The sequence below is a fragment of the Citrobacter arsenatis genome (genome assembly GCF_004353845.1).
Classification (GTDB): domain Bacteria; phylum Pseudomonadota; class Gammaproteobacteria; order Enterobacterales; family Enterobacteriaceae; genus Citrobacter; species Citrobacter arsenatis.
Genome location: NZ_CP037864.1, coordinates 4,935,936 through 4,959,154 on the forward strand (window position 1 = coordinate 4,935,936; position 23,219 = coordinate 4,959,154).

A 23,219-nucleotide genomic window follows, 5' to 3' on the forward strand; every position below is an offset into this window, starting at 1 on the left:
TGTGAAGAATGGTACACAACCCCATTATTACTAAAGGTTAGCCCTGATATGTACCGGATCGTTCTTGGGAAAGTTTCTGTTTTAAGCGCTGGCGCACTGCCTGCCGCACTGAGTGAGCAGGCCCCGCAAGGTGCTCGTCGTGCGCGCTGGCTGGCAGGTCGCGTGCTGCTTTCCCATGCGCTTTCGCCCTTACCGGACATCATCTATGGCGAGCAAGGAAAACCGGCCTTTTCCGCCGACACGCCGCTGTGGTTCAATCTCAGCCACAGCGGCGATGATATCGCCCTGCTGCTCAGCGACGAAGGGGAAGTCGGCTGCGATATTGAAGTCGTGCGCCCGCGCGATAACTGGCAGACGCTGGCAAACACGGTGTTCAGTCTCGGAGAACATGCCGAAGTTGAGGCCGAACGCCCGGAGCAACAGTTGGCGGCGTTCTGGCGCATCTGGACGCGTAAAGAAGCTATCGTGAAACAGCGTGGCGGCAGCGCCTGGCAAATCGTCAGCGTCGACAGCACCGCGCTAACCTCCTCACTCTCTGTCAGCCAGTGCCAGCTCGACGCTCTGAGCCTGGCAGTCTGTACCCCCACGCCGTTTACCCTGAGCGCCGACGCCGTGCAGCGTCTGTAACGCCCTCATTCCCGTGCGCCACCGCGCCATATCGTAAGGTTGAAATCGGATGCAACGTATCACCATAACTCTCGATGACGATTTACTGGAAACGCTCGACGGCCTGAGCCAGCGCCGGGGCTACAACAACCGTTCCGAAGCGATCCGCGATATTCTGCGCGGCGCACTGGCGCAAGAAACCGCACAGGAGCACGGCACTCAGGGTTTCGCGGTGCTCTCGTATGTTTATGAGCATGAGAAGCGTGACCTGGCGAGCCGTATTGTTTCTACCCAACATCACCACCACGATTTATCGGTCGCCACGCTACACGTGCACATCAACCATGACGACTGCCTGGAAATCGCGGTGCTGAAAGGCGACATGGGCGATGTGCAGCATTTTGCCGATGATGTGATTTCCCAGCGCGGCGTGCGCCACGGTCACTTGCAGTGCCTGCCGAAAGAAGAGTAATTGCCTGTTTCGTTGCCGGATGGCGGCTACGTCTTATCCGGCCTACGTCCGTTACCGTTTGTAGGCCGGGCAAGCGAAGCGCCCCGGCAATGATGAGCAAACCAGCCAGCCGCTATGCCTGTTTGAGACTTTTGCTAAGCGTTTCGATGATCCATGTATTCACTGATACCTGCTCTTCCGCTGCCGCAAAACTTAAACGTTCTCCGAAAGATTCTGGATAGCGCAAAGTAAATGTCTTCAGCTTTTCCGGGTGTGCGTAAGGCTCTATCCCTGCGGCAGAGCAATCATCAAGATACTCTCGTAAGGAAATTTCCCCCTCTTTTTGCAGCCCCTGAATGCTGTCAGAGACAAAATCACAATAGCCTGACAATCCCAGGAACTTACCGCGAAACGCATTAAGCTCAGGAACATAATTAATTACCGCAGGCTGACCGGCGATTTCCATTGAGTTTGGCGTTTTGGGTTTGATCATGGTTTTACCCCTATACTTGTTAACCAGTCACGTACGTTTTCGACCGCGCCTTTATCTGTATCCGGAGAAGGATGTGGTCTATGAAAACTCGCAATGCTCTTATTTAAAAGAAACTTACATCGCGAGCCTCGTCCTTCTTTGATTTCGCCACCTAACGCCTTGATCAGTGACTCGATTTCCGCCCACTTAATTCCCTGCGGCGTCGGTGCTTTAAAAAGCTGAACCAGCGTGTTCTTTTGCTTTTTGCGTAAAGACAACACTTTTTCCTTCGTCGCATGTCCTTATGACTTCATCCTTTGAAGTCATATTATAACAGCACACAATACAGTCAAGCGATGAAGTCAACCGATTACGCCATCGTGCCAATCGTCTTTCGAAAGCGCAGCAGCGCTATCAGGAAAAACACCCCGCCAATCCCCAGCAGCGTCAGGAACTGCGGCCAGACGATGCCAAACCCTGCGCCGCGGTAAAGTATCGCCTGCGCGAGGCTGACAAAGTGGGTGGTTGGCATCGTCAACATGATGTCCTGTACCGCCTGCGGCATGCTTTCACGCGGTGTGGAGCCACCGGAGAGCATCTGTAACGGCAGCAGCACCAGAATCATCAGCAGTCCCAACTGCGGCATGGAGCGCGCCAGCGTGCCCATAAAAATGCCGATCGAGGTGGTGGCGAACAGGCTCAACGCCACGCCCAGCATAAACAACGGTATCGAGCCTTCAATCGGCACGCCGAGTACCCCTTTCACCATCAGCATCAGCGACAGACCAGAAACCACCAGTACCACCAGCCCCATCGACCAGATTTTGGCCATCATGATCTCAAACGGCGTTACCGGCATCACCAGCAGATGCTCAATAGTCCCGTGCTCGCGTTCACGAATCAGCGCCGACCCGGTAAGCACAATCGCCAGCATGGTGATGTTGTTGATAATCGCCATTACCGCACCAAAGCGGGCAGGTTCCAGATTGGGGTTAAAGCGCATGCGCATTTCCAGTGCCACCGGCGGCTCACTGTTATCACGATAACGCGACACAAAGCTGTTCACCTCGCCGCTAATGATATTCTGGATATAGCTGTTGCCGGTAAAGGCCTGACTCATCCTCGTAGCATCGACGTTCACCTGTATGTCCGGCTGCCGCCCGGCCAGGACATCACGCTGAAAATCAGGCGGGATGTTCACGGCGAAGGTGTAGCGTCCGGCATCCAGCCCGGCATCCATCTCATCAGCAGTAATCATCTCCGGCGGTAAAAACCACGGGCGATAAAAGCTGTTCACGATCCGATTCGACAACTGCGACTGGTCCATATCGGCAATGGCAATTGGCGCCAGATGCAGCGACCCCGGCAGAACGGTCGCGGAAGAATAAACCGAAATCGTGAAGGCGAAGACGATCAGCGTCAGCATCGCTTTGTCACCCAGCAGACTGCGCAACTCTTTGATGCCAAGGTTATAAATATTGCGTAATCGGCGCATCACCCCTCCTGTTTTTTCAGCAGTAATACGCTCAAACCAATCACCATCGGAATGGCGATTGCCAGCGGAATAAATAGCTGCCAGAGATCGGCCAGATCCAACGCTTTAGAGAACGTTCCGCGCGCGATGGTCAGAAAATGGCTGGTCGGGTAAATTTCGCCAATCCACCGACCCGGTCCTTCCAGCGAAGCAACCGGGTCGATCATCCCGGAAAACTGCGTCGCCGGGATCAACGTAATAATCGCCGTACCAAAAATGGCGGCGATCTGGCTTTTCATAAACGTGGAGATGAGCAGCCCCAACCCGGTGGCAATGGTGACGTACAGCAGCGCGGCCAGCGTCAGCGTTAAAAAACTGCCCTTATGCGGGACGCCGAACACAAACACCGACAGCGCGCACAGCAGCAGGAAGTTCAGCATGCCCAGCACGATGTAAGGCAACTGTTTGCCGAGCAAAAATTCGCTGCGGGTGGTGGGCGTAACGTACAGGTTGATAATTGATCCCAGTTCTTTCTCACGCACCACGCTGAGTGCGCTGAGCATGGAAGGGATCATCATCAATAGCAGTGGAATAACCGCTGGAACAATCGCCGGCAGACTCTTCACATCCGGGTTGTAACGATAGCGAGTTTCAATGGTCATCAGCCCGTTTTGCCCGCTGGCATTGGGTTGACGCGCCATCACATCCTGCAGCCAGGTCTGGTGCATCGCCTGCACATAGCCTCGGACCGTTTCAGCGCGGCTCGGCATTGCGCCATCAACCCAGACGCCAATCTTCACCGGCGTGCCGCGCGCGATATCGCGACCAAAATTTGGCGGAATTTCTATTGCTACCGCAACTTCGCCTGAACGCATCCGTTTGTCCAACTCGTCATAGCTGGTGAGCGGCGGCTGCTCAATAAAATAGCGCGATCCCGCCAGATTCAGCGTCCACGCCTGGCTGCTGACGGTCTGGTCACGATCGAGCACTGAAAAACGCAGGTTTTCCACATCCATGCTGATGCCGTAGCCCATGATCAGCATCAGGATCACCGTGCCCATCAGCGCCAGCGTTGAACGTACCGGATCACGTCGCAGCTCCAGCGCTTCACGGCGGCTGTAGCTGAACAAACGCCGCAGACTAAAGCCCTGCCGCGGCGGCTTATTGTTTTCATGCACAACCGGGACATTGGCTGGCGCTAACTGGGCTTCCGGCGCCGGGCCTGCCGCTTCCTGCAACCAGGAGATAAACGCCTCTTCAAGACTGGCGGCACCACGCTGTTTCACCAGCTCCTGCGGCGTACCGCTGGCCAGTACTTTTCCGGCGTGCATCAGCGACATCCGGTCGCAGCGCTCCGCTTCGTTCATAAAGTGGGTGGAGATAAAAATGGTTACTTTGTCCTGACGCGACAGATCAACCATCAGTTGCCAGAACATGTCCCTCGCCACCGGATCAACCCCGGAGGTCGGTTCATCAAGAATAAGCATCTCCGGGCGATGGATAACCGCCACCGCCAGCGACAGGCGTTGACGGATCCCCAACGGCAGCGCGCCGGGCAACACATCTTCGACATCGGTCAGCGAAAAACGCTCGCTCATCTCCTGTACTCGCCCCGGAATTTCTGCTTCGGGGATATGGAACAGCCGGGCATGCAGCTCGAGGTTTTGCCGGACGGTCAGCTCACTGTAAAGCGAAAACGCCTGCGACATATAGCCTACCCGGCGGCGGGTATCGATATTCTTCGGGTCAACCGCTTGCCCAAACAGCCATGCCTCACCTTCGCTTGCGGGCAGCAGTCCGGTGAGCATTTTCATGGTGGTGGATTTACCGCAGCCGTTGGAGCCGAGAAAACCGAAGATTTCCCCGCGCGGAATGCGAAAGTTAACGTGGTCAACGGCGACGAACTTGCCGAAGCGCATGGTCAGGTCTTTCGCCTCGATGGCAATTTCTTCCTGCTCAGCATGATACGGCGGGATCACCACCGGTTTGTGCGCCTGACGCTGGGCCTCGGGTAACAGCGCGATAAACGCCTGCTCCAGCGTGTCGCTGGCGGTTTTTTCGCGTAGCTGCTGCGCGCTCCCGGTGGCTAACACCTCCCCGGCGTTCATCGCCACCAGCCAGTCAAAGCGCTCGGCTTCTTCCATGTAGGCGGTGGCAACCAGGACGCTCATGTTGGTCTGCCGCTGGCGGATGCTGTTAATCAGATCCCAGAACTGAGCGCGGGACAGCGGGTCGACCCCGGTGGTGGGTTCATCGAGAATTAACAGTTCCGGGTCGTGGATTAACGCGCAGCACAGCCCCAGCTTTTGCTTCATGCCACCCGAGAGTTTCCCGGCAGGACGATCGCGAAACGGTGCCAGTCCAGTGCTGTTCAGCAGCTCGGTAATCCGCGCTTCGCGCTCCGCTTTGTCATGACCAAACAGCCGGGCAAAGAAATCGACGTTCTCATACACCGACAGCGTGTGGTACAGGTTTTTCCCCAGCCCCTGCGGCATCCAGGCAATGCGCGGGCAGACATCCCGGCGATGTTTTGGGTCGCGCATATCGCCGCCCAGCACCATCACGTTGCCGTGTTCAATAACCCGTGCGCCGGAGATGAGCGATAGCAGGCTCGATTTTCCGACGCCGTCCGGGCCAATCAGCCCCACCATACAGCGGGCGGGGATATCCAGCGTGATATTATTCAGCGCGACCGTTTTCCCGTAATGCTGACTCACGCCGTCAAGGTGCGCCACGGGAGGAACGGGAACCAGCGCCAGATGCGTCATTGCGGCAACCTCACCACCAGGTCGTCAGGCCAGGCGCGATTTTCATCAACACGCACCCACGCCATGCCCGGCAGACCGGTTTTCACGTACTCCAGATGCTGCTGCAACAGTTCTGGCGGGATACGCGCTTTGACGCGGAACATCAGCTTCAGCCGTTCATCGCTGGTTTCGACCGTTTTTGGCGTGAACTGCGCCACGCTTGCCACAAAGCTGATGGTCGCCGGAATACGCAGATCCGGCGCGGCATCCAGCACCAGGCGCGCTTCACCGCCAATCTTCAGTAAACCAGCCTGTTCGGTTGGCAAGAAGAACGTCATGTAGACATCGCTGAGATCGACCATATTCAGCACACGACCGCCCGCAGAAAGTACCTCGCCCGGTTCGGCTACGCGGTACTGCACGCGACCATCGCGCGGGGCTTTCAGCTCGCTGTCATCAATATCAGCCGCAATACGACGTTCGGTGGCCTGCGCGGCTTCAACACGAGTTTGCGCCTGAATAATGCTGGTGCGAGCGGCTTCAATGGCGGCTTTTGCCGCAGATACCTGCGCCTTTGCGGATTCCAGCGCAGCGCGGGCGCTTTCTGCCGCAGCCCTGTCGTCATCCAGTTGTTGCTCAGACACGGCCCCACGCTGGGACAGCGAACGGGAACGCACGTGGCGTTTAGAAACCGACTGCAGTTCCGCCTCGCGTTGTTTTACCACCGACTGCGCAGCGCGCATTTCACTTTGCCGCTGTTCTAACAGCGCCCGCGCCGCCGCTACCGCGCTTTCGGCTTCTTTGATTTGGGCTACCGCTTCCAGCCGTTGTTCCTGCAGCACGCGAGTATCCATTTTCGCCAGCACCTCGCCCTGACGAACGAACTGCCCTTCTGACACGAGGATCGTGTCAATTCGCCCGGCAATCTTGGTGGCGATATCCACTTCAGTGGCTTCAATTCTGCCGTTGCTGGCTGCGAACCCCTCCGGGATTCCCGCAGGACGGAGCATCCACCATGCTATCGCGGCCACCACGACCAGGATGCCCACCCCCCACCACATCAAATGACGTTTAAACTTATCCATATTCGACCCGCCGTAATCCCTGTTATCAAACGATGCGTGTCACAAAGCCCACTGAACAGCTATTCAGCGGGAGATTCCATCCGGGATGAGAAGGAATGAGAAACAATGGCCAGAGAGCGGACAGGCGTGAAGACAACCTGCGCCGCACAGGAAGTGAATGACGAAAATGCTGTGAAATCGGGTAGTAATGTTGTCATCATCAGCGTTCCTGGCCGGAAATGAAACACGCATACTCATAACTGCTGTCTATTGAATACTAACACCTGGATTCAATATGTCTATTCGGTTGTAGCAAGGATGTTGCAGGCAAAAAATCGTGCCCGGCAATCCTTTCACCGGACACCTATCGTGCTCAAAAAGCCTGCTGATATAGTCGCAACGCATCGCCTTCAGTAAGCGTCACGGGATTGTTATCCAGTAAACGGGTCTGCTGCATGGCATCGTGGGCCAACAGCGGCAGGTCCTTTTCAGGTACATCGACGTCACGCAGCCTGTTCGGCGCGCCGGTTGCGGCAACGATCTTCACCATCGCGGCAATAAACGACTGGGCATCGTTCGCCACGTCCCCTGTCACCTTCGCCCCAATGATGGCTGCCAGCTCACCATAAAGTGGAGCCGCCGCAGACACGTTAAACTGCAGCACTGGAATCAACATCAGCGCATTCGACAACCCATGTGGAATATGGTGTCGTGCGCCCAAGGGATAAGCCAGCGCATGCACTGCCGCCACTGGGGAATTGGCAAAAGCCTGGCCTGCCAACATCGCGCCCAGCAGAACATTTTCTCGCGCTTCACGGTTGTTCCCGTCACGGCATGCGGTCACCAGATGGCGACTGATTAAACGTAACGCCTCGCGGGCCAATGCATCCGACAGCGGGTTCTTCTTATGCTTGCCGGTATAAGCCTCTATCGCATGCACCATCGCATCGATCCCGGCGGCAGCGGTGTGGACCGGCGGTAACCCCAGCGTCAGTTGTGCATCCAGTAGCACCAAATCACCATACAGCTGCGGGGAGACAATGCCCATTTTGCTGTCATCATGCGTCGTTAAAATGGAAATATTGGTGACTTCAGACCCCGTTCCTGCCGTAGTGGGTATATTGACCAGCGGCAAACGTTGACCGATAACCTTGCCAATCCCATAAAGCTCCGGCAGGTCTTGTTCAGAATTGATTAACACAGCCACCAGCTTCGCGACATCCAGCGAGGAGCCGCCGCCCAGGCCAATAACCATGTCACAGTGGCTGTCGTGTGCTACCTGTAAGGCTTCGCGAACAAGGCGTTCATGCGGATCGGGTTGAACCCGATCGTAAACCGTCACCTGAAACCCTGCGTCTTGCAGGCTATGCAAAACGGGCGGCAGAATCCCTGCTTTGACCAGTCCGGCGTCGGTTACCAGCAATACACGACGCGCGCTAAACCGCGGCTGAAGGATCGCTCCTAATCGTGCCGCACCCGCCCATTCGACGATGATTTCCGCTACCGTCGTAAACGCAAAATCCTTCATAACATGGTTCATTGATGTATTCCTTGCAGTAAGAAAGACTGCGTTTACCTACGCGATTCATCGGGGGGAATGGGAAAGCTTTTCACCTCTTTACGCACCAACAGCGGAGTAATAATCCCAACGCCAATGCGTTGAAAATGTTCCGTTTGTCGGTGAAGTTCGAGACCTTGTGCGCAACGGTAAGTCTCAATAATCACAAAGCGATCGCTGTCTTCCGTGGAACGGAAAAATTCATAGGTGATGTTCTCAGACTCGTTACGCGTCGCCTCCGCCAGCATCCTGAGCGCATCGTTTACCTTGTCGCCCATCGTCGGTTGGGCAAAATAATGTGCGACAACCAACAGCTGCGTATTTTCCATTTTTGGCTCCTGGTGGTTAACGTAGAAGATTCACATCCCATAACGCACTGTCGCTGCTTGAGACCGCTATCGCGCCGTGCAACAGTGCCGTCTGAGCATGTTCCTCATTGCAGACAAACCCGGACGCCACAATCGGCGGCAACACATTACGATCGGCCTGCGAGAGCAACGGCAGCATCTGCGCGGGCATCAGTTGCACATAATCGGGTTCGCTTTGTTCCACCGCCTTCAGGCTGCGTAGCCAGGTGGAACGGTCGGTGACGAAGATTTTCTGCATAGTGACCAGCCCACATTTTTTTGCACGCTGTACGGTTTGCAAACGCGTAGAGAGCAACCCCATCGCCCCTGTTTCAGCCACATAGTCGATACCGCCTTTATCCTGCGACAGTCCATTACAGCTATCGATATTGACGATGACGTACTTTCCCGCCTTCGATAGCAGTTCAATCACCGGCTGGAGCTTGATCAGATCGATATTGGCAATAATGCAAACTTCAGCTTTGCTGGACAGCGCGGTTTTCAGTTGCTCAATGCCGTAAATCGCCATAATGATGGGATGGCGTGCCAGAAGCACGCCAAGGTTTTTGATCATGATTGACCTACCTGATGTGAGTACAGCTCAGCGCTTAACCCCAGTTTTCCCGGGTTCAGGATATTCTGCGGATCCAGCGCTCTTTTAATATCGGCCAGAACCGAAAGCGATTCACCTAACGAAGCCTGCATATAGGGGGAACGAAGCAACCCGACACCATGGTGATGGCTGAGGGAGGCATTGTGTTTAATCAGCACCGCATTTGCCGCGTCCCATGCCGCGCGATACCACGCCCCGCGTTGCTCAACGGCCACATCGCCACGCAGCGAAAAGTAAAGGCACGCGCCATCGACGTAGGCGTGGGACTGGTGCGCTGAACCTGCCAGCGTCCCCGGAACGGCGTTAATCGCAGCCACCACATCATCATATACCGCGCTGAGATCGCGCCAGCGTCCCACCATTTCCAGCGTGTCCGCCACCAGGCCGGGGCTTTTCTTAAAGCCTTCAGCGCTTTTGCCCGTCAGATACCGGGTATCCAGCCAGCGTTCAAAGATAGCCTCACCGTCAAGTTCCTCTCCGCTCTGCTGACAAATACGTTCACTGATAGCCAGCACCGCGTCGACCATGTCAGGCTCTCCTTCGTCTGCAATCAGCAGGACATTGGTCTCTGGCAGACCAAACTGCACGCCGCTCTCAAGGTTATCGTACAAACGCAGTGCCGCCGGATTCGCGCCATGCTGTAAGATTTCGCGACATGCCTCCAGTCCACTGGCGAAACTGGAAAAACCCCAGGCGATGGCGCGGCCATAATCCGGCAGGCGATGAAGCTTTAAACGCACACGCACAATCACACCCAGCGTGCCTTCCGAACCAATGAACATTTGCTGTAAATCCGGTCCGATAGCGCTGCGTGCATAACCGCCCACGGTGATTAAGCGCCCATCGGCAAGCACCACATCCATCCCAAAAACCATATCTTCAATTTTGCCGTAGCGGGTAGAAAGCTGCCCCGCGCCACGACAAGCGACCCAACCGCCCACGGTACTAATGCCAAACGAAGACGGCCAGTGGCCCATCGTCATGCAGTACTCTTTTTGGATAGTTTGTTCGAAAACATCGCCAAACATGCCGGCTTCTACCTCAACAATCTGACTTTGCGGGTCAAAGTCGATAAATTTGTTGAGTTCGCAAACATCCAGCACGATCCCCCCACGCAACGGCAAGGCGGCTCCGGTAACGTTACTGCGCCCGGCAGAAACTGTGACCGGGATGGCGGAATCACTGGCAAGACGCATCACGTCCTGAATCTGTTCAACGGTGGAAACGCGTACAATCACCCCTTTTGAGGTGGCGGGGGCGCCCTGGGTTTCCGCAATCATCGAACCGGCCCACCAGTCGCGGGTCCAGGTAATCACATCGGCCTCAGACGTCAGCACGTCATCGGCAATGACCCGCAGCCGGTCAAACGTCGCTTCGCTTATTACAACGGGATCAACCTGCATTCCTTTTGCGCCACCGCTGCGGGTGATATCCGTTGCCCATGCGGGACGAGTATGTGCGCCAACGGTATAATTTCCACGGTTGTAACCACGTTTAATCGCTTCTTTACTGATCATTCTGATGTCCCCATAAGCATTGATTTTTCATGTTTAATTGCGGCCTGATAGCTGGCGACCTGTTTAGCCACGTGCTCAGGATGTAATCGGAGTTCTTGTTGCAGTATTTCCCCTACGCGTTCAGCGGCAGAGGCTGATGCATCGCGCGCCATCAGGCGAGCACGAATTCGGCGCGACAGTACATCGTCAACGGTGCTGGCAAGTTCATGGCGCACGGCGTACACCACTTCCGCTTCGGTATAGGGAAGCCCGGCGACGATAGGTTTCATGAGCGACGGGTCGGCCTGGATAATGTCACTGACGAAATGGGCTTCAGTACCATAGCGCTCGCCCAGATGCGCAGACAGACCACCTGAGGCCAGAATGGCCTGCGGGTCATAGCCAGCCGCGCCAAGCAAATACGCAGTTTTCGTTGAGCAGGCCTTTTTACGACCCAGTATTTTGCTGGCCGCGTCGATGGTTTCTTCCGCCATATGACGAGATGTCGTCAGCTTGCCGCCGACGATAGTAATGAGCCCGTCCGCTGAAACCCGGATCTCATGGTTACGCTTCATCTCAACGGTCTTTCCACCCGCCACGCCCACCAGAGGACGGCAACCGGCGATACTTCCCACCACATCTTCCGGGCGTAGATCCGTTTTCAGCGCCGAGTTGGCCCCTTCCAGCAGAAAGTCCAGCTCAGTGCGATTACAGTGAACATCATTCAGATCGCCCTGATAGTCCTCATCCGTAGTGCCCAGATAGGAGACGTTGCCCCAGCGCGTTATGGTCGCGCGTCGACTGCGTCCGGCAACCGGGATGGTCACCGTGCAATCATTGCGAATCTTCATCCATGGGATCGCGACGTGTACCCCCTTCGCCGGGCGAATATTCAGAGGGGACGCCTCCCCTTTTTTCAGTCCGTTCCAGTCACGTAGCCAGACGCCCGTCGCCATAATGACCACCCGCGCTTTGACCCGAATTTCTCGGGCATCGGCATACACAATGGCCCCATTGACTTTGCCGTGCTGGTCACGCGTGGTTTCGATGACTTCGGCATGGTTCGTCACCGTCGCCCCATGAAACGCTGCCGTGCGCACCAGAGCCAGCGTTAATCTGGCATCGTCAACACGGGCATCGAAATACATAAAACCGCCGGAGAGCTGCTCCTCTTTCAGCGTTGGGCAGTGCGACAGTACTTCCGCCGGAGTCAATTTTTGGTGAAGGATGCCTTCCCGCCATCCGCCAGCGAGATCGTAGGTCCAGAGCAGACTTTCAAACGCCGAAGACATGCGCTTATCAAACACGCCATTCTTATCAAGTACCGGAAATAAAAAGGGAAGCCGTTGCACCAGATGGCGAGCGTTCCGGCGCATACGCTGGCGTTCGAGCAAAGAGTGGCGCACCAGCCCCAGGTTCCCCTGCTCGATATAACGCAGACCGCCGTGCACCATTTTTGATGACTTGGATGACGTCCCCGAGGCGAAATCGCTTTTTTCAATCAGCGCGACCCGATAGCCGCGCAGGCTGGCATCCAGCGCCGCATAGGCTCCCGTCACGCCGCCGCCGACAATCAGAATGTCGTAGGTTTCGCTTTCCAGTCGTTCCAGTTGCTCAGGTCGCTGCAGACGCAGCGGCTCTGCGCCGTACATTTCACTACGTGTTTTATTGGGCTTTCGCGAAGGGAAAAACTTCATAAGTGGGTACGCTCCTGATTAGCTGAAGTGAGGCTGCTGGCGGCATCCATTTCGAGCGCAATACGCATCTCCCAGCGGCTTATTTTTTGTTCGCGAAGGTCGTGACTGATTTTGGGTTCAAACAGGCGCGCCGTTTTCAGCGTGGCGCAGGCATCGGTCAACGAGTCCCACAGCAGCCCATCAGCCCCTGCCAGAAATGCCGCACCGCGTAAGCTGGCCCGTGCTGTTTCGGCCATCCGTCGTACGGGGATCCCGCTAACATCAGCCTGAATTTGCAATAACGTATCGCTATTGGATAATCCGCCCCCAACCACCAGTTCTTGCGTGGGTATGCCGGTTGCGGCTTCATTCGCACGAATACAGGCGGCGACCGAATGCGCAATACCTTCCAGAATGGCGTAAGCCACCTGCGGGCGCGTGGTCGAGATTGAAATACCGTTAAGGGAGGCGCGGGCCTGCGGTTGCAGATGAGGAACACGCAGACCCGTCAATGCCGGAATGAAACTCACACCGCCAGAATCACTGGCCTGCGCAGCCAACTCGCTAATTTGTTCGGGCGAGTCAAACCAGTGCAGCTTTTCGCATACCCAGTTCAAAGCCGAACCGGTAGTTGGAACGAAAGTTTCTACAGAGAAGTGTGAACGCCCTTTTTGGCGGCGTGCCGTCATCGTGAGCGTGCTTTCACAACTCTTTTTCAGCGTCGGTACCTTCGGCCCCATCATTAAGTCGACAAAGCTGCCGGTCCCATGCATACAAAAAGCCTGTCCGCGTTCAGTACAGCCCAGTCCGATAGCCCCCGCAAACTGATCTCCAGCACAGGCCCGGATCGGGACGCTAATCCCGAGGAGATCTTCACGCGTAGTGCCAAAATCATCGGCATCGTCGTGCAATGATGGCAGCAATGACGCCGGGAAATTCAACGTCTGCAACCATGGCAAATAATACTGATGCTCGTTAAGGCAATACGCCCCGGCAGACGTGGCGTTAGTCGGGGTGGTGACACATTTTTTTTCTTGCGCCAGATGCCAGAGCAACCAGCTATCAACGGTGCCAAACACCAGCGTTCCGGCCTGGTGCGCCTTCTTCACTGCCGGTGTGTTGGCGATATGGTATGACGCCCAAAGGTAAGGAGAGCGTATCCCGACCGGCCGGCCAATGAGCGGCAACAGCTTCGCATCCCATTCAGGGGCAAGTTGCGCCAGTTCATGCGTAAAACGTGCATCCTGCCAAACCATCGCGGGTGCCAGCGCCTTGCCAGTGCCAGCATCCCAGAGCACCGCCGTGGAACGTTGCGTAGCAATCGCCAGCGCCACAATGCGCATCTTGCTACGCTGGGCGTTAACAATCGCAGTACGACACACCGCAATGGTGGCCTGTAGTATTTCATCAGCATCTTGTTCAACAACGCCATGGCGCTGGCTACTCACCTGAAGCGGTTGGTATTCCAGGCAGTGGACCTGGCTATTTCGCGCCACCACTGCCGCGCGCGTACCCGATGTCCCTTCGTCTATCGCCAGAATGACATCTTCATATTCAATCATTTCGTGCTCCTGTTTGACTCGGGGGCCATCGACTCTGGATAAGACGACTGTGGTGGTGCGAACTGCGGGGCGCCAGGCTCGTTATCAGGTTGGATAGTGGTGCGAGTCGGATCCCATGGGATCGCAAAACAGACGATGCTCGCAAATAGCGGAACAGCGGACATGATCAGGAAAGTCGTTTGCAGACCGTACAGATCGCGGAAGACGGGGAAAATAAACAACCCTAGCGCCGCGCCGATTGCGCCAAGCGCCCCCACCACACCGTTGGCACCCGCCCGTAGTTCACTGCGAAAAGAGAGTGATGAAAGGCTTTTCCCATTTGCGCCAGGCCCGCCAGAGTGACAAAGAATAAACAGCGCAGGGACCAGCAAAGAGGCCCACAGCGGCATACTGTCGCTGAATAGCCCCAGCGTGAGCAGGACGAGAAAAGCCACGGCAAAACCGATCGCCGACGAACGGCGCAGACCCAGGCGGCGACCTATAGCGGGCGACAGGAAGCCGCCGACGATACCGAAAACGTTAAAAAATAGTGAGCACAATGTTGCGTAAACAAAGTTCTTACCGAACATCGCTGCGCTAATAACCGGCAAATACCAGCCGACGCCAAAATATTGTATTGACTGGCAGATCTGAACTGTAGAAGCCAGAATCGTACGCGGTAAATAAACACCACGGAATATTAGCAGCACATTTCTTGCACCTTTTTCCGCCTGCCCAATGACAGGTTTCTGCTCCGATTTTGGTGCCAGAATAAAATTATCACCGTATATTTTATTCATAGCAATTACGGCTTCAGAAAGACGAGATTTTCTCGCCAGCCATACCGGGCTTTCAACTAAATAACGAAACTGGAAGTACAGGACAATCAGTCCGCATAATGCCGTTACGGCAATAGAATAACGCCAGATAGCATCTCCAACATCCCAGGAATAAAACATCAGCGCCAATGCCAGATTTAAACACACAGCGACATACCACACCCCTTGCCAGGTGTTTAAACGGCTTTTTAGTTTCACCGGAGTGAACTCCGCTAACATCGCCATGGCCACGGCAAAATCCATCCCGTAAGAGACGCCAACGAAGAAGCGGCCTATGATAATGGTGCTAAAACTGGAGGACGACATCACCAACAACGCACCGATCACCGCCATTATTTTGGCAATAATCAGCGGCGGAACACGTCCCCAGCGATCGGCAATCCAGCCGCCGATGGGGTTAAATAATATGGCAACCCACGATGAAAATGAGGTCAGCAGCGCAACTTCGGTCGCGCTCAGATTTAAATTGCGGGTCATTGGGTTTAATCCAGCGCTGAGAGCTGAATTTGAAAAAGCGTCAAGAAACAGGCCGCCTAGCGCTAACCACCAAATAATACCGGCTCTGCCATTGATTTTTCCGCGTGAGTCGATGCAATTGATAACGTCATCAACGCCACGGATTTTAATCGGATTCGAGAATGAGCATGCGGACATGGCTTTCCCCTTCATAATATTCGGAAGAAGGTCGCCATTAGCTAAAAAAATGCAATAAGAGACCATCTTAATTTCACAGATAGTCTCTTATCTAAAATCTGTATTTTTCCACTCTAGAAGGTAACGGAAAGCGTGTCAAAGCGACTTTACAGGCTGGCTTTGATTTTGTGATATGTAGCACAATTGTTAACAGATAATTACACGCACAACGTTTAGCGCGGCATTTTCGATTGATGCCTGCATGCCTCTATGCGATGGCTGGTCATTCCCTCTGCGCTAATACCGGATGCATGCTGAACCGACGTCGTTTCCTCGAGGCATCGTTAATGCAAACCCACAATAAATAGACTTTGAGTGTACGATTTGATTTATCACAAATTACCAATATACAAATAAAGTCATTTAAATTCATAGAATTGCGATCAACCCTCTTTGCTTATCGTTATTTTCAACGTTAATTTTTCGTTATGTTGATCACATTCACATCAAAATGATGGTGATCTTAAAATAGGATTTAAATATTGTGGTCAGGCCGCTAGACCACAATAAGAGGATATATCATGAAAAGAAAAACAATGGGATGGCTTATCGTTTTTCTTCTATTTATAGTTTACATGCTTAACTATATGGATCGTTCAGCATTGTCGATCACCGCTCCACTCATTGAAAAGGAATTAGGATTTAATGCCGCTGAAATGGGTATGATTTTCAGCGCATTCTTTGTTGGCTACGCACTATTTAACTTTATCGGTGGCTGGGCCAGCGACAAGTTTGGTCCCAAGACAGTATTTTTGGTCGCCGCATTACTTTGGTCAGTATTTTGTGGGATGACCAGTTTAGTTACCGGTTTATGGACCATGCTGGCCGTACGCGTATTATTTGGTATGGCTGAAGGGCCGGTTAGCGCCGCCGGAAATAAAATTATCAACAACTGGATTTCGCGCAAAGAATCCGCCACTGCGATTGGTATTTTTAGCGCTGGTTCACCGTTAGGTGGTGCAATTTCTGGTCCGGTCGTTGGTCTGCTGGCACTTTCATTAGGCTGGCGCCCGGCGTTTGGGATTATTTTCCTGTTTGGTTTAGCCTGGGTCATTCTCTGGTACTTCATTGCCAGTGATAAACCCTCCAAAAGTAAACACCTTGCCCCGGAAGAGCGTGTCGATTTTGAAAACCATGACGACATTATTTTAGCGGATGACGGTAAAGCAATGCCTTCTCTTGGCTACTACATGAAACAGCCGATGGTGTGGGCAACGACGCTGGCCTTCTTTAGCTATAACTACATACTCTTTTTCTTCCTGACCTGGTTCCCAAGCTACCTGAACCACTCATTACATCTTGATATTAAAGAAATTAGTATTGCAACCGTGATCCCGTGGGTAATAGGCGCAATCGGCATGGTTCTGGGTGGCGTATGTTCTGATTTTATCTATCGCGTTACAGGAAATGCCTTGCTTTCTCGGCGCCTTATTCTCGGCGTGTGCCTGGCTGGTGCGGCGATTTGTGTTGGTGTTTCAGGCACAGTCACCACCATCAGCAGTGCAGTTGGACTGATGTCTGTCTCGCTCTTCCTGCTGTATCTGACCGGGCCAATTTATTGGGCTGTTATTCAGGATGTGGTGCATAAAGATAAAGTTGGTAGCGTCGGCGGAGCCATGCATGGGCTAGCTAATATTTCCGGGATTATTGGCCCGCTGGTCACCGGATTTATCGTTCAGTTCAGCGGTAAATATGATTACGCATTCTATCTTGCTGGTGCTATTGCGATTGTTTCCAGCTGCCTGGTATTCGTATTTGTCAAAAATAAAGGATTAAAAGAAAATGAAAGTCAAAGCTGTTTACATCAATAAACCTGGTGAAATTGAAACCCGTTGGGTTGATTATCCTGAAAAGAAAGATAATGAAGTGCTGATTAAAGTTGATGCTGCCGGAATATGTGGTTCTGATATTGGTGCATTTCGCGGAACGAATCCTTTAGTAACTTACCCGCGTATTATTGGACACGAAGTTACGGGCGTGGTTATTAAAGAAGGCAATGGTATGCCTGCCAATATTAAAGAAGGGGACCGCGTAATTGTTGACCCTTATATCTATTGTGGTCACTGCTACCCCTGTTCGGTAGGCAGAACAAATTGTTGTGAAAATCTGAAAGTAATTGGCGTGCATATTGATGGCGCAATGCAGGAGGTGGTTGCTCACCCTGCGCATTTGATTCACAAAATCCCTGATGACGTGGCCTCCGAGATGGCACCGCTGGCAGAACCGCTGACCATTGCGCTACATGCGCTACATCGGGCCAAACTCACCGCAGGGGAACATATCGCCATCATTGGAGCGGGCGCGATAGGTCTGATGGCGGCACTGAGCGCGTTACGTTATGGCGCGACACCTATCCTGATCGATATCGTGGAAGAAAGACTCCAGTATGCCAAATCGCTGGGCGTCTCGTACGTTATCAATCCCTCGAATACGCAGGTTGTTGACGCGATAAAAGATATTACGCAGGGCACGATGGCCCAGGTCGTGGTTGAAGCCTCTGGCGCCAACAGCGCGATCCGCGAAACGCTGGATCTGGCCTCTTTCGCTGGTCGTATTGCCTTCACCGGCTGGCCAAAACAGGAAACATCGTTACCCACCAACCTGATCACGTTTAAGGAACTTGATCTTCGCGGATCCCGCACCAGCGCAGGCGAGTTTGAAGAAGCGCTACAGATGCTGGCAACGCTGAATATCAATCCTGCGGATGTTGTCAGCAAAGTGGTGAGTATTGATGAGGTTCCTGCCGCCGTAAAAGAACTCGATCAATACCCGGAACGGTATCTGAAGATCAATGCGACCTTTCATTAATTTTCCCAGGAGATAAAACAATGGAACAAACCTGGCGTTGGTATGGCCCGAACGATCCCGTGTCGTTGTCCGATGTTCGTCAGGCCGGAGCAACCGGCGTAGTAACAGCGCTTCATCATATTCCAAACGGTGAAATCTGGTCCGTAGAAGAAATTCTCAAACGCAAAGAGATCGTAGAGAAAGCCGGTCTGGTCTGGTCTGTCGTGGAAAGCGTGCCGATTCATGAAGACATCAAAACCCATACAGGGCAATACGATCTCTGGATTAGCAATTATCAGCAGACGCTGCGTAATCTTGCCCAATGTGGCATCTATACCGTGTGTTACAACTTCATGCCGGTTCTGGACTGGACCCGCACCGACCTGGAATATGAATTGCCCGATGGCTCGAAAGCCCTGCGCTTTGACCAGATTGAGTTTGCCGCCTTTGAGCTGCATATTCTCAAACGTCCTGGCGCTGAAGCGGATTACACCGCGGATGAGATAGCTCAAGCGGGTGAGCGCTTCGCCATCATGAGCGAAGAGGATAAGGCGCGACTGACACGAAACATTATTGCCGGTCTGCCAGGCGCCGAAGAAGGTTATACGTTGGACCAATTCCGTAGCCACCTGGCGACTTATCAAAATATCGACAAGGCGGCCCTGCGCGAGCACTTTGCCTTTTTCCTGCGGGCCATCATTCCGGTTGCGGAAGAGGTTGGCGTACGTATGGCCGTGCACCCGGACGATCCGCCGCGCCCAATTCTGGGTCTACCGCGTATTGTCTCCACCCTCGAAGATATGCAGTGGATGGTGGAAACCGTCAACAATATGGCGAATGGCTTCACTATGTGTACTGGCTCTTATGGGGTGCGCGCAGACAACGATCTGGTAGATATGATTAAACAGTTCGGCCCGCGGATTTACTTTACGCATCTGCGCTCCACGCAACGCGAAGATAATCCCAAAACCTTCCATGAAGCGGCACATCTTTCCGGTGATGTCGATATGTACAACGTAGTGAAAGCGATAGTCGAAGAAGAAGAGCGGCGTAAAAATGAAGGTAACGCCGTTTTGATCCCCATGCGACCAGACCATGGTCACCAGATGCTTGACGATCTGAAAAAGAAAACCAATCCCGGTTATTCCGCTATTGGCCGCCTGAAAGGTCTGGCTGAAGTTCGGGGTGTTGAGCTGGCTATCCGGCGCGCCTTTTTCAGTTAGTCATATTAATCCCGCATGGTGTCTATCGCTATGCGGTTTTTCATTCCGTCAGGACCGGTCTTTGATAGCACATCATCAAAGAAGATCTTCAATGACAGGAGGTTGTCATGGAACAAAATCTCGCCAACGCTCAGATTTCCACCACGCGCCCACGTTGGGATCGTTCACGCATGGTTTCCCGCATCGTACATCTTGGCTGCGGGGCCTTTCACCGCGCCCACCAGGCACTTTATACCCATCATCTGCTGGAAAGCAGCGACTGCGACTGGGGTATCTGTGAGGTTAACCTGATGCCCGGAAACGATGCCACGCTGATTCAAAATCTAAAGGCGCAGGATCTGCTTTATACCGTTGCCGAGCGTGGGGCACAAAATACAGAACTTAAAATCATCGGTTCGATGAACGAAGCTCTGCATCCAGAATTTGATGGCGGAGATGCAATTATCCGCGCAATGGCGCGCCCGGAAACCGCCATTGTTTCACTGACGATTACCGAGAAAGGTTATTGTACCGATCCCGCCAGCGGCGAACTGGATCTGAATCACCCGTTTATCCAGCACGACATTGTCAACCCGCAGTCACCAAAATCGGCGATTGGCTATATTGTCGAAGCTCTGGCGTTACGTCGCGAGCAGGGATTAAAGGCCTTTACCGTACTGTCCTGCGACAACGTGCGAGAAAACGGCCATGTCGCGAAAGCAGCTGTCCTGGGGCTGGCAGCGACTCGCGACCCGCAACTGGCCGATTGGATAGCCGCGCATGTTACGTTTCCTTGTACGATGGTGGACCGCATTGTCCCGGCGGCAACGGATGAGGCATTAGCGCAAATCGCCGGGCAGCTCGGCGTGTACGATCCCTGCGCCATTGCCTGCGAGCCGTTCCGCCAGTGGGTTATCGAAGATGACTTTGTTAATGGTCGTCCGGACTGGGATCGGGTTGGCGCGCAGTTTGTGGAAGATGTAGTGCCGTTTGAAATGATGAAGCTGCGTATGCTCAACGGCAGTCACTCTTTCCTCGCATACCTGGGTTATCTGGGTGGCTACGAGACGATTGCCGATACGATGACAAACCCGGCGTATCGCAACGCTGCGCTGGCGTTAATGCTTGAAGAACAGGCCCCAACGCTGTCGATGCCTGAAGGTACAGACCTGGCAGGCTATGCGGAGTTGCTGATCGCAAGGTTTAGCAATCCATCGTTGAAGCACCGAACCTGGCAAATTGCGATGGATGGCAGCCAGAAATTACCGCAACGCTTGCTGGACCCCATTCGGCTTTATCTTGCACAAGGAGACAATTACCGTCGCCTGGCTTTGGGCGTGGCAGGCTGGATGCGCTACGTCAGTGGTATAGATGAAAAAGGCAATCCCATTGAAGTGGTCGATCCTTTGGCGGAACAGTTTCGGGCGATTTATCAGCACTATCCGTCAACTGGGGAACGTATCAGGGCACTACTGGCAATCGACACCATCTTTGGGCGGGATCTGCGCGAAAACACCGACTTTATTGAGCATGTCACCGCTGCCTGTCAGCAATTGCAAAGCTTAGGCGCTCGTGCAGCGGTAGCCGATCTGAGTCATTAACGTTTATTGTTTCAAAGACCCACGATCTGCCTGACGTAAGCCAGATGTTCCAGCGATTTTTGATAAGCACCGTCAGCATCAGCCTGGCGAATCGCATCCACAATTGCTTTATGTTGCTGATTCATGCTGGTTAACACATCCCGGTTGCCGGAGCGTTTATCCAGTCCGGCATACGGGATGTTGACGCGTTGCTCCCATAACATACGCGACATATCGAGCAAGACGCGGTTCTGACTGGCTTCTGATACCGTTAAATGGAACTGCTTATCGAGAGAGTAAAAGCCATGAACATTGTTTTCACTAATGGCTTTTTCCATGCTGAGGTACAGTGCTTCGAGCTGGCTAATAAGTTCGTCTTTGCCTGCTTCTGCAGCAAGACGCGCGCAATGGCTGTCAACCAACTCTCGCGAATAGAGAATTTCTTCAACCGTATAATCACTGGCGGAATGCTTTTTATCAGTAACAATCACGCCATTACCGGACTGGATAGTGATCCATCCTGAGATCTCAAGCACAATCAACGCTTCTCTGAGCGATGCCCGACTCACGCCAAGCTGCTTAGCCAGTTCACGTTCAGGGGGCAAGAAGCTTCCCGGCGGAAAAATACTATCGTTGATGAGCTTAATGATGAGATTGGCTATCTTTTGATAGAGCCGCTCCTGTTTTACCTCAGGAATAACCATGTGCATCCCGTTCCCTTCTGTGTACGATTTTTAGCTGATTTATCTTATCATTCCCGGAGTTAAGAAACGCATGCCTGAGTCAGTTCCTTGTAACAGAGGTAAACAAATTCACTCACCAGAGACCAAATCCTGCGCGCACGCCCAGGCGCTCGACCACGCCCACTGGAAGTTATAACCGCCCAGCCAGCCGGTGACATCCATAACTTCGCCGATAAAATACAGCCCCGGTACTTTACGCGCCTCCATCGTGCGTGATGACAGTTCATTGGTGTCAACGCCGCCCAACGTGACTTCAGCGGTACGATACCCTTCCGTACCGTTCGGTTGCACCCGCCACTCGGTCAGTGTTTCAATCAGCGTTTGCTGATCGCGCACGTTAAGCTGCTTTAGCGAGACATCCGGGATTTGCCCTAACTGCTGTAAACATTCCACCAGACGCTTTGGCAACTGCATTGCCAGGGTGTTCTTTAAGCTTTGATTAGGGTGCGCGCTGCGCTGGTCATCGAGGAAGTTCGCGAGGTCAACATCCGGCAACAAATTAATGCTGACAAATTCACCGGGTTGCCAAAAACTGGAAATCTGCAGCACGGCCGGACCAGAAAGCCCGCGGTGCGTAAAGAGCAGATTTTCACGAAATACGGTGCCGTCCTCGGCGGTGATAACGGAGGAGACCGATACGCCAGAGAGCACCTGAAGCTGCTCCAGCAGTGGCTTGTGTAAGGTGAACGGCACCAGACCTGCACGCGTAGGCAACACGTTCAGGCCAAACTGTTCGGCAATTTTATAGCCAAACGGCGTTGCGCCCAGTCCCGGCATAGAGAGGCCACCGGAGGCGATAACCAGCTTTTTCGTACCGACAGTCATCCCGTTCAATTCCAGGATAAAATCGTCACCCTCGTGCTCAACGCTCAGGACTTCGCTACGTAACCGCATAGTTACGTTACCTTTTTCACACTCGTCCACCAGCATATCGACAATTTGTTGGGCGGAATCGTCGCAGAACAGCTGGCCCAGCGTTTTTTCGTGCCAGGCAATGCCGTGCTTGTCCACCAGATCGATAAAATCCCACTGCGTATAACGCGCCAGCGCCGATTTGCAAAAATGCGGGTTTTGGCTCAAATACGCGGCCGGTTCGACATAAAGATTAGTAAAGTTGCAGCGGCCCCCGCCAGACATGAGAATCTTGCGCCCTGGCTTTTTACCATTATCGATCAGCAGTACGCGACTACCTGCTTGTCCTGCCTGCGCGGCACAAAACATACCCGCTGCGCCAGCGCCTATAATAACGGTATCAAACCTTTCCACGTTGCGATCCTCTCTAAAAAGCGGGAGTGAATTGTAAAGATTCCTCAGTGGTCGCACCAGCACC

The 23,219-nt window shown here is 53.6% G+C and carries 20 protein-coding genes; 6 read left to right on the forward strand and 14 right to left on the reverse strand.

The window, feature by feature from the left end; all coding sequences use genetic code 11:
* Positions 1-48 precede the first annotated feature (48 nt).
* A complete protein-coding gene (gene acpT, locus E1B03_RS24840; protein ID WP_103769543.1) occupies positions 49-627 on the forward strand; it encodes a 4'-phosphopantetheinyl transferase AcpT in 579 nt (192 codons plus the stop codon).
* Positions 628-676: 49 nt separating this feature from the next.
* On the forward strand, positions 677-1,078 hold the full coding sequence (gene nikR / locus E1B03_RS24845; protein WP_103769542.1) for a nickel-responsive transcriptional regulator NikR: 402 nt from the start codon (positions 677-679) through the stop codon (positions 1,076-1,078).
* A 112-nt stretch (positions 1,079-1,190) separates the two neighbouring features.
* On the opposite strand, the gene E1B03_RS24850 is transcribed toward nikR, so the two are convergent.
* The 12 genes from E1B03_RS24850 to E1B03_RS24905 all read right to left on the reverse strand — a co-directional run bounded on the left by E1B03_RS24850 (position 1,191) and on the right by E1B03_RS24905 (position 15,538).
* A complete protein-coding gene (locus E1B03_RS24850; protein ID WP_133087088.1) occupies positions 1,191-1,550 on the reverse strand; it encodes a type II toxin-antitoxin system HicB family antitoxin in 360 nt (119 codons plus the stop codon).
* Positions 1,547-1,810 carry a type II toxin-antitoxin system HicA family toxin gene (locus E1B03_RS24855; RefSeq protein WP_133087089.1) on the reverse strand — a complete coding sequence of 88 codons (264 nt, stop codon included), beginning with the start codon at positions 1,808-1,810 and terminating at the stop codon, positions 1,547-1,549. The genes E1B03_RS24850 and E1B03_RS24855 overlap by 4 nt, the downstream gene beginning before the upstream one ends.
* Before the next feature lie 89 nt (positions 1,811-1,899).
* Positions 1,900-3,024, reverse strand: coding sequence for an ABC transporter permease (locus E1B03_RS24860; protein ID WP_133087090.1), 1,125 nt, complete (start codon positions 3,022-3,024; stop codon positions 1,900-1,902).
* Positions 3,024-5,771, reverse strand: a complete 2,748-nt coding sequence (rbbA, locus tag E1B03_RS24865) for a ribosome-associated ATPase/putative transporter RbbA (RefSeq protein WP_133087091.1) — start codon at positions 5,769-5,771, stop codon at positions 3,024-3,026. Before rbbA ends, E1B03_RS24860 begins: the two co-directional genes overlap by 1 nt.
* A complete protein-coding gene (locus E1B03_RS24870) occupies positions 5,768-6,835 on the reverse strand; it encodes an HlyD family secretion protein (protein WP_133087092.1) in 1,068 nt (355 codons plus the stop codon). The genes rbbA and E1B03_RS24870 overlap by 4 nt, the downstream gene beginning before the upstream one ends.
* A 352-nt stretch (positions 6,836-7,187) precedes the next feature.
* Positions 7,188-8,354, reverse strand: a complete 1,167-nt coding sequence (locus E1B03_RS24875) for an iron-containing alcohol dehydrogenase (protein ID WP_103769536.1) — start codon at positions 8,352-8,354, stop codon at positions 7,188-7,190.
* A 32-nt stretch (positions 8,355-8,386) separates the two neighbouring features.
* Positions 8,387-8,701, reverse strand: a complete 315-nt coding sequence (locus E1B03_RS24880) for a putative quinol monooxygenase (RefSeq protein ID WP_133087093.1) — start codon at positions 8,699-8,701, stop codon at positions 8,387-8,389.
* Between the two features lie 16 nt (positions 8,702-8,717).
* Positions 8,718-9,293, reverse strand: a complete 576-nt coding sequence (locus tag E1B03_RS24885; RefSeq protein ID WP_114681476.1) for a glycerol-3-phosphate responsive antiterminator — start codon at positions 9,291-9,293, stop codon at positions 8,718-8,720.
* Positions 9,290-10,849, reverse strand: coding sequence for an FAD-binding oxidoreductase (locus E1B03_RS24890; RefSeq protein ID WP_133087094.1), 1,560 nt, complete (start codon positions 10,847-10,849; stop codon positions 9,290-9,292). The genes E1B03_RS24885 and E1B03_RS24890 overlap by 4 nt, the downstream gene beginning before the upstream one ends.
* Positions 10,846-12,525 carry a glycerol-3-phosphate dehydrogenase/oxidase gene (locus E1B03_RS24895; protein WP_103769532.1) on the reverse strand — a complete coding sequence of 560 codons (1,680 nt, stop codon included), beginning with the start codon at positions 12,523-12,525 and terminating at the stop codon, positions 10,846-10,848. The genes E1B03_RS24890 and E1B03_RS24895 overlap by 4 nt, the downstream gene beginning before the upstream one ends.
* Positions 12,522-14,066 (reverse strand): FGGY family carbohydrate kinase, encoded by a 1,545-nt coding sequence (locus E1B03_RS24900; protein ID WP_133087095.1) that lies wholly within the window; start codon positions 14,064-14,066, stop codon positions 12,522-12,524. The genes E1B03_RS24895 and E1B03_RS24900 overlap by 4 nt, the downstream gene beginning before the upstream one ends.
* Positions 14,063-15,538 (reverse strand): MFS transporter, encoded by a 1,476-nt coding sequence (locus E1B03_RS24905; RefSeq protein WP_103769530.1) that lies wholly within the window; start codon positions 15,536-15,538, stop codon positions 14,063-14,065. Before E1B03_RS24905 ends, E1B03_RS24900 begins: the two co-directional genes overlap by 4 nt.
* Before the next feature lie 560 nt (positions 15,539-16,098).
* On the opposite strand from E1B03_RS24905, the gene E1B03_RS24910 reads away from it, so the two are divergent.
* The 4 genes from E1B03_RS24910 (at position 16,099) to E1B03_RS24925 (ending at position 21,167) form a co-directional block, all read left to right on the forward strand.
* Entirely contained in the window at positions 16,099-17,388 is a 1,290-nt protein-coding gene (locus E1B03_RS24910) for an MFS transporter (RefSeq protein ID WP_063941413.1), read from the forward strand.
* Positions 17,360-18,385, forward strand: coding sequence for a zinc-binding dehydrogenase (locus E1B03_RS24915; RefSeq protein ID WP_103769529.1), 1,026 nt, complete (start codon positions 17,360-17,362; stop codon positions 18,383-18,385). The genes E1B03_RS24910 and E1B03_RS24915 overlap by 29 nt, the downstream gene beginning before the upstream one ends.
* 20 nt (positions 18,386-18,405) lie before the next feature.
* Positions 18,406-19,587: a mannonate dehydratase gene (uxuA, locus tag E1B03_RS24920; protein ID WP_103769528.1), complete on the forward strand. Its 1,182-nt coding sequence runs from the start codon at positions 18,406-18,408 to the stop codon at positions 19,585-19,587.
* Positions 19,588-19,694: 107 nt separating this feature from the next.
* Positions 19,695-21,167 carry a fructuronate reductase gene (locus E1B03_RS24925; RefSeq protein WP_133087096.1) on the forward strand — a complete coding sequence of 491 codons (1,473 nt, stop codon included), beginning with the start codon at positions 19,695-19,697 and terminating at the stop codon, positions 21,165-21,167.
* A gap of 11 nt (positions 21,168-21,178) precedes the next feature.
* Here E1B03_RS24925 and E1B03_RS24930 read toward each other — a convergent pair whose 3' ends face one another.
* Positions 21,179-21,856, reverse strand: coding sequence for a FadR/GntR family transcriptional regulator (locus E1B03_RS24930; RefSeq protein WP_418884907.1), 678 nt, complete (start codon positions 21,854-21,856; stop codon positions 21,179-21,181).
* A gap of 102 nt (positions 21,857-21,958) precedes the next feature.
* Positions 21,959-23,155: a BaiN/RdsA family NAD(P)/FAD-dependent oxidoreductase gene (locus E1B03_RS24935; RefSeq protein WP_133087097.1), complete on the reverse strand. Its 1,197-nt coding sequence runs from the start codon at positions 23,153-23,155 to the stop codon at positions 21,959-21,961.
* Positions 23,156-23,219: the final 64 nt, after the last annotated feature.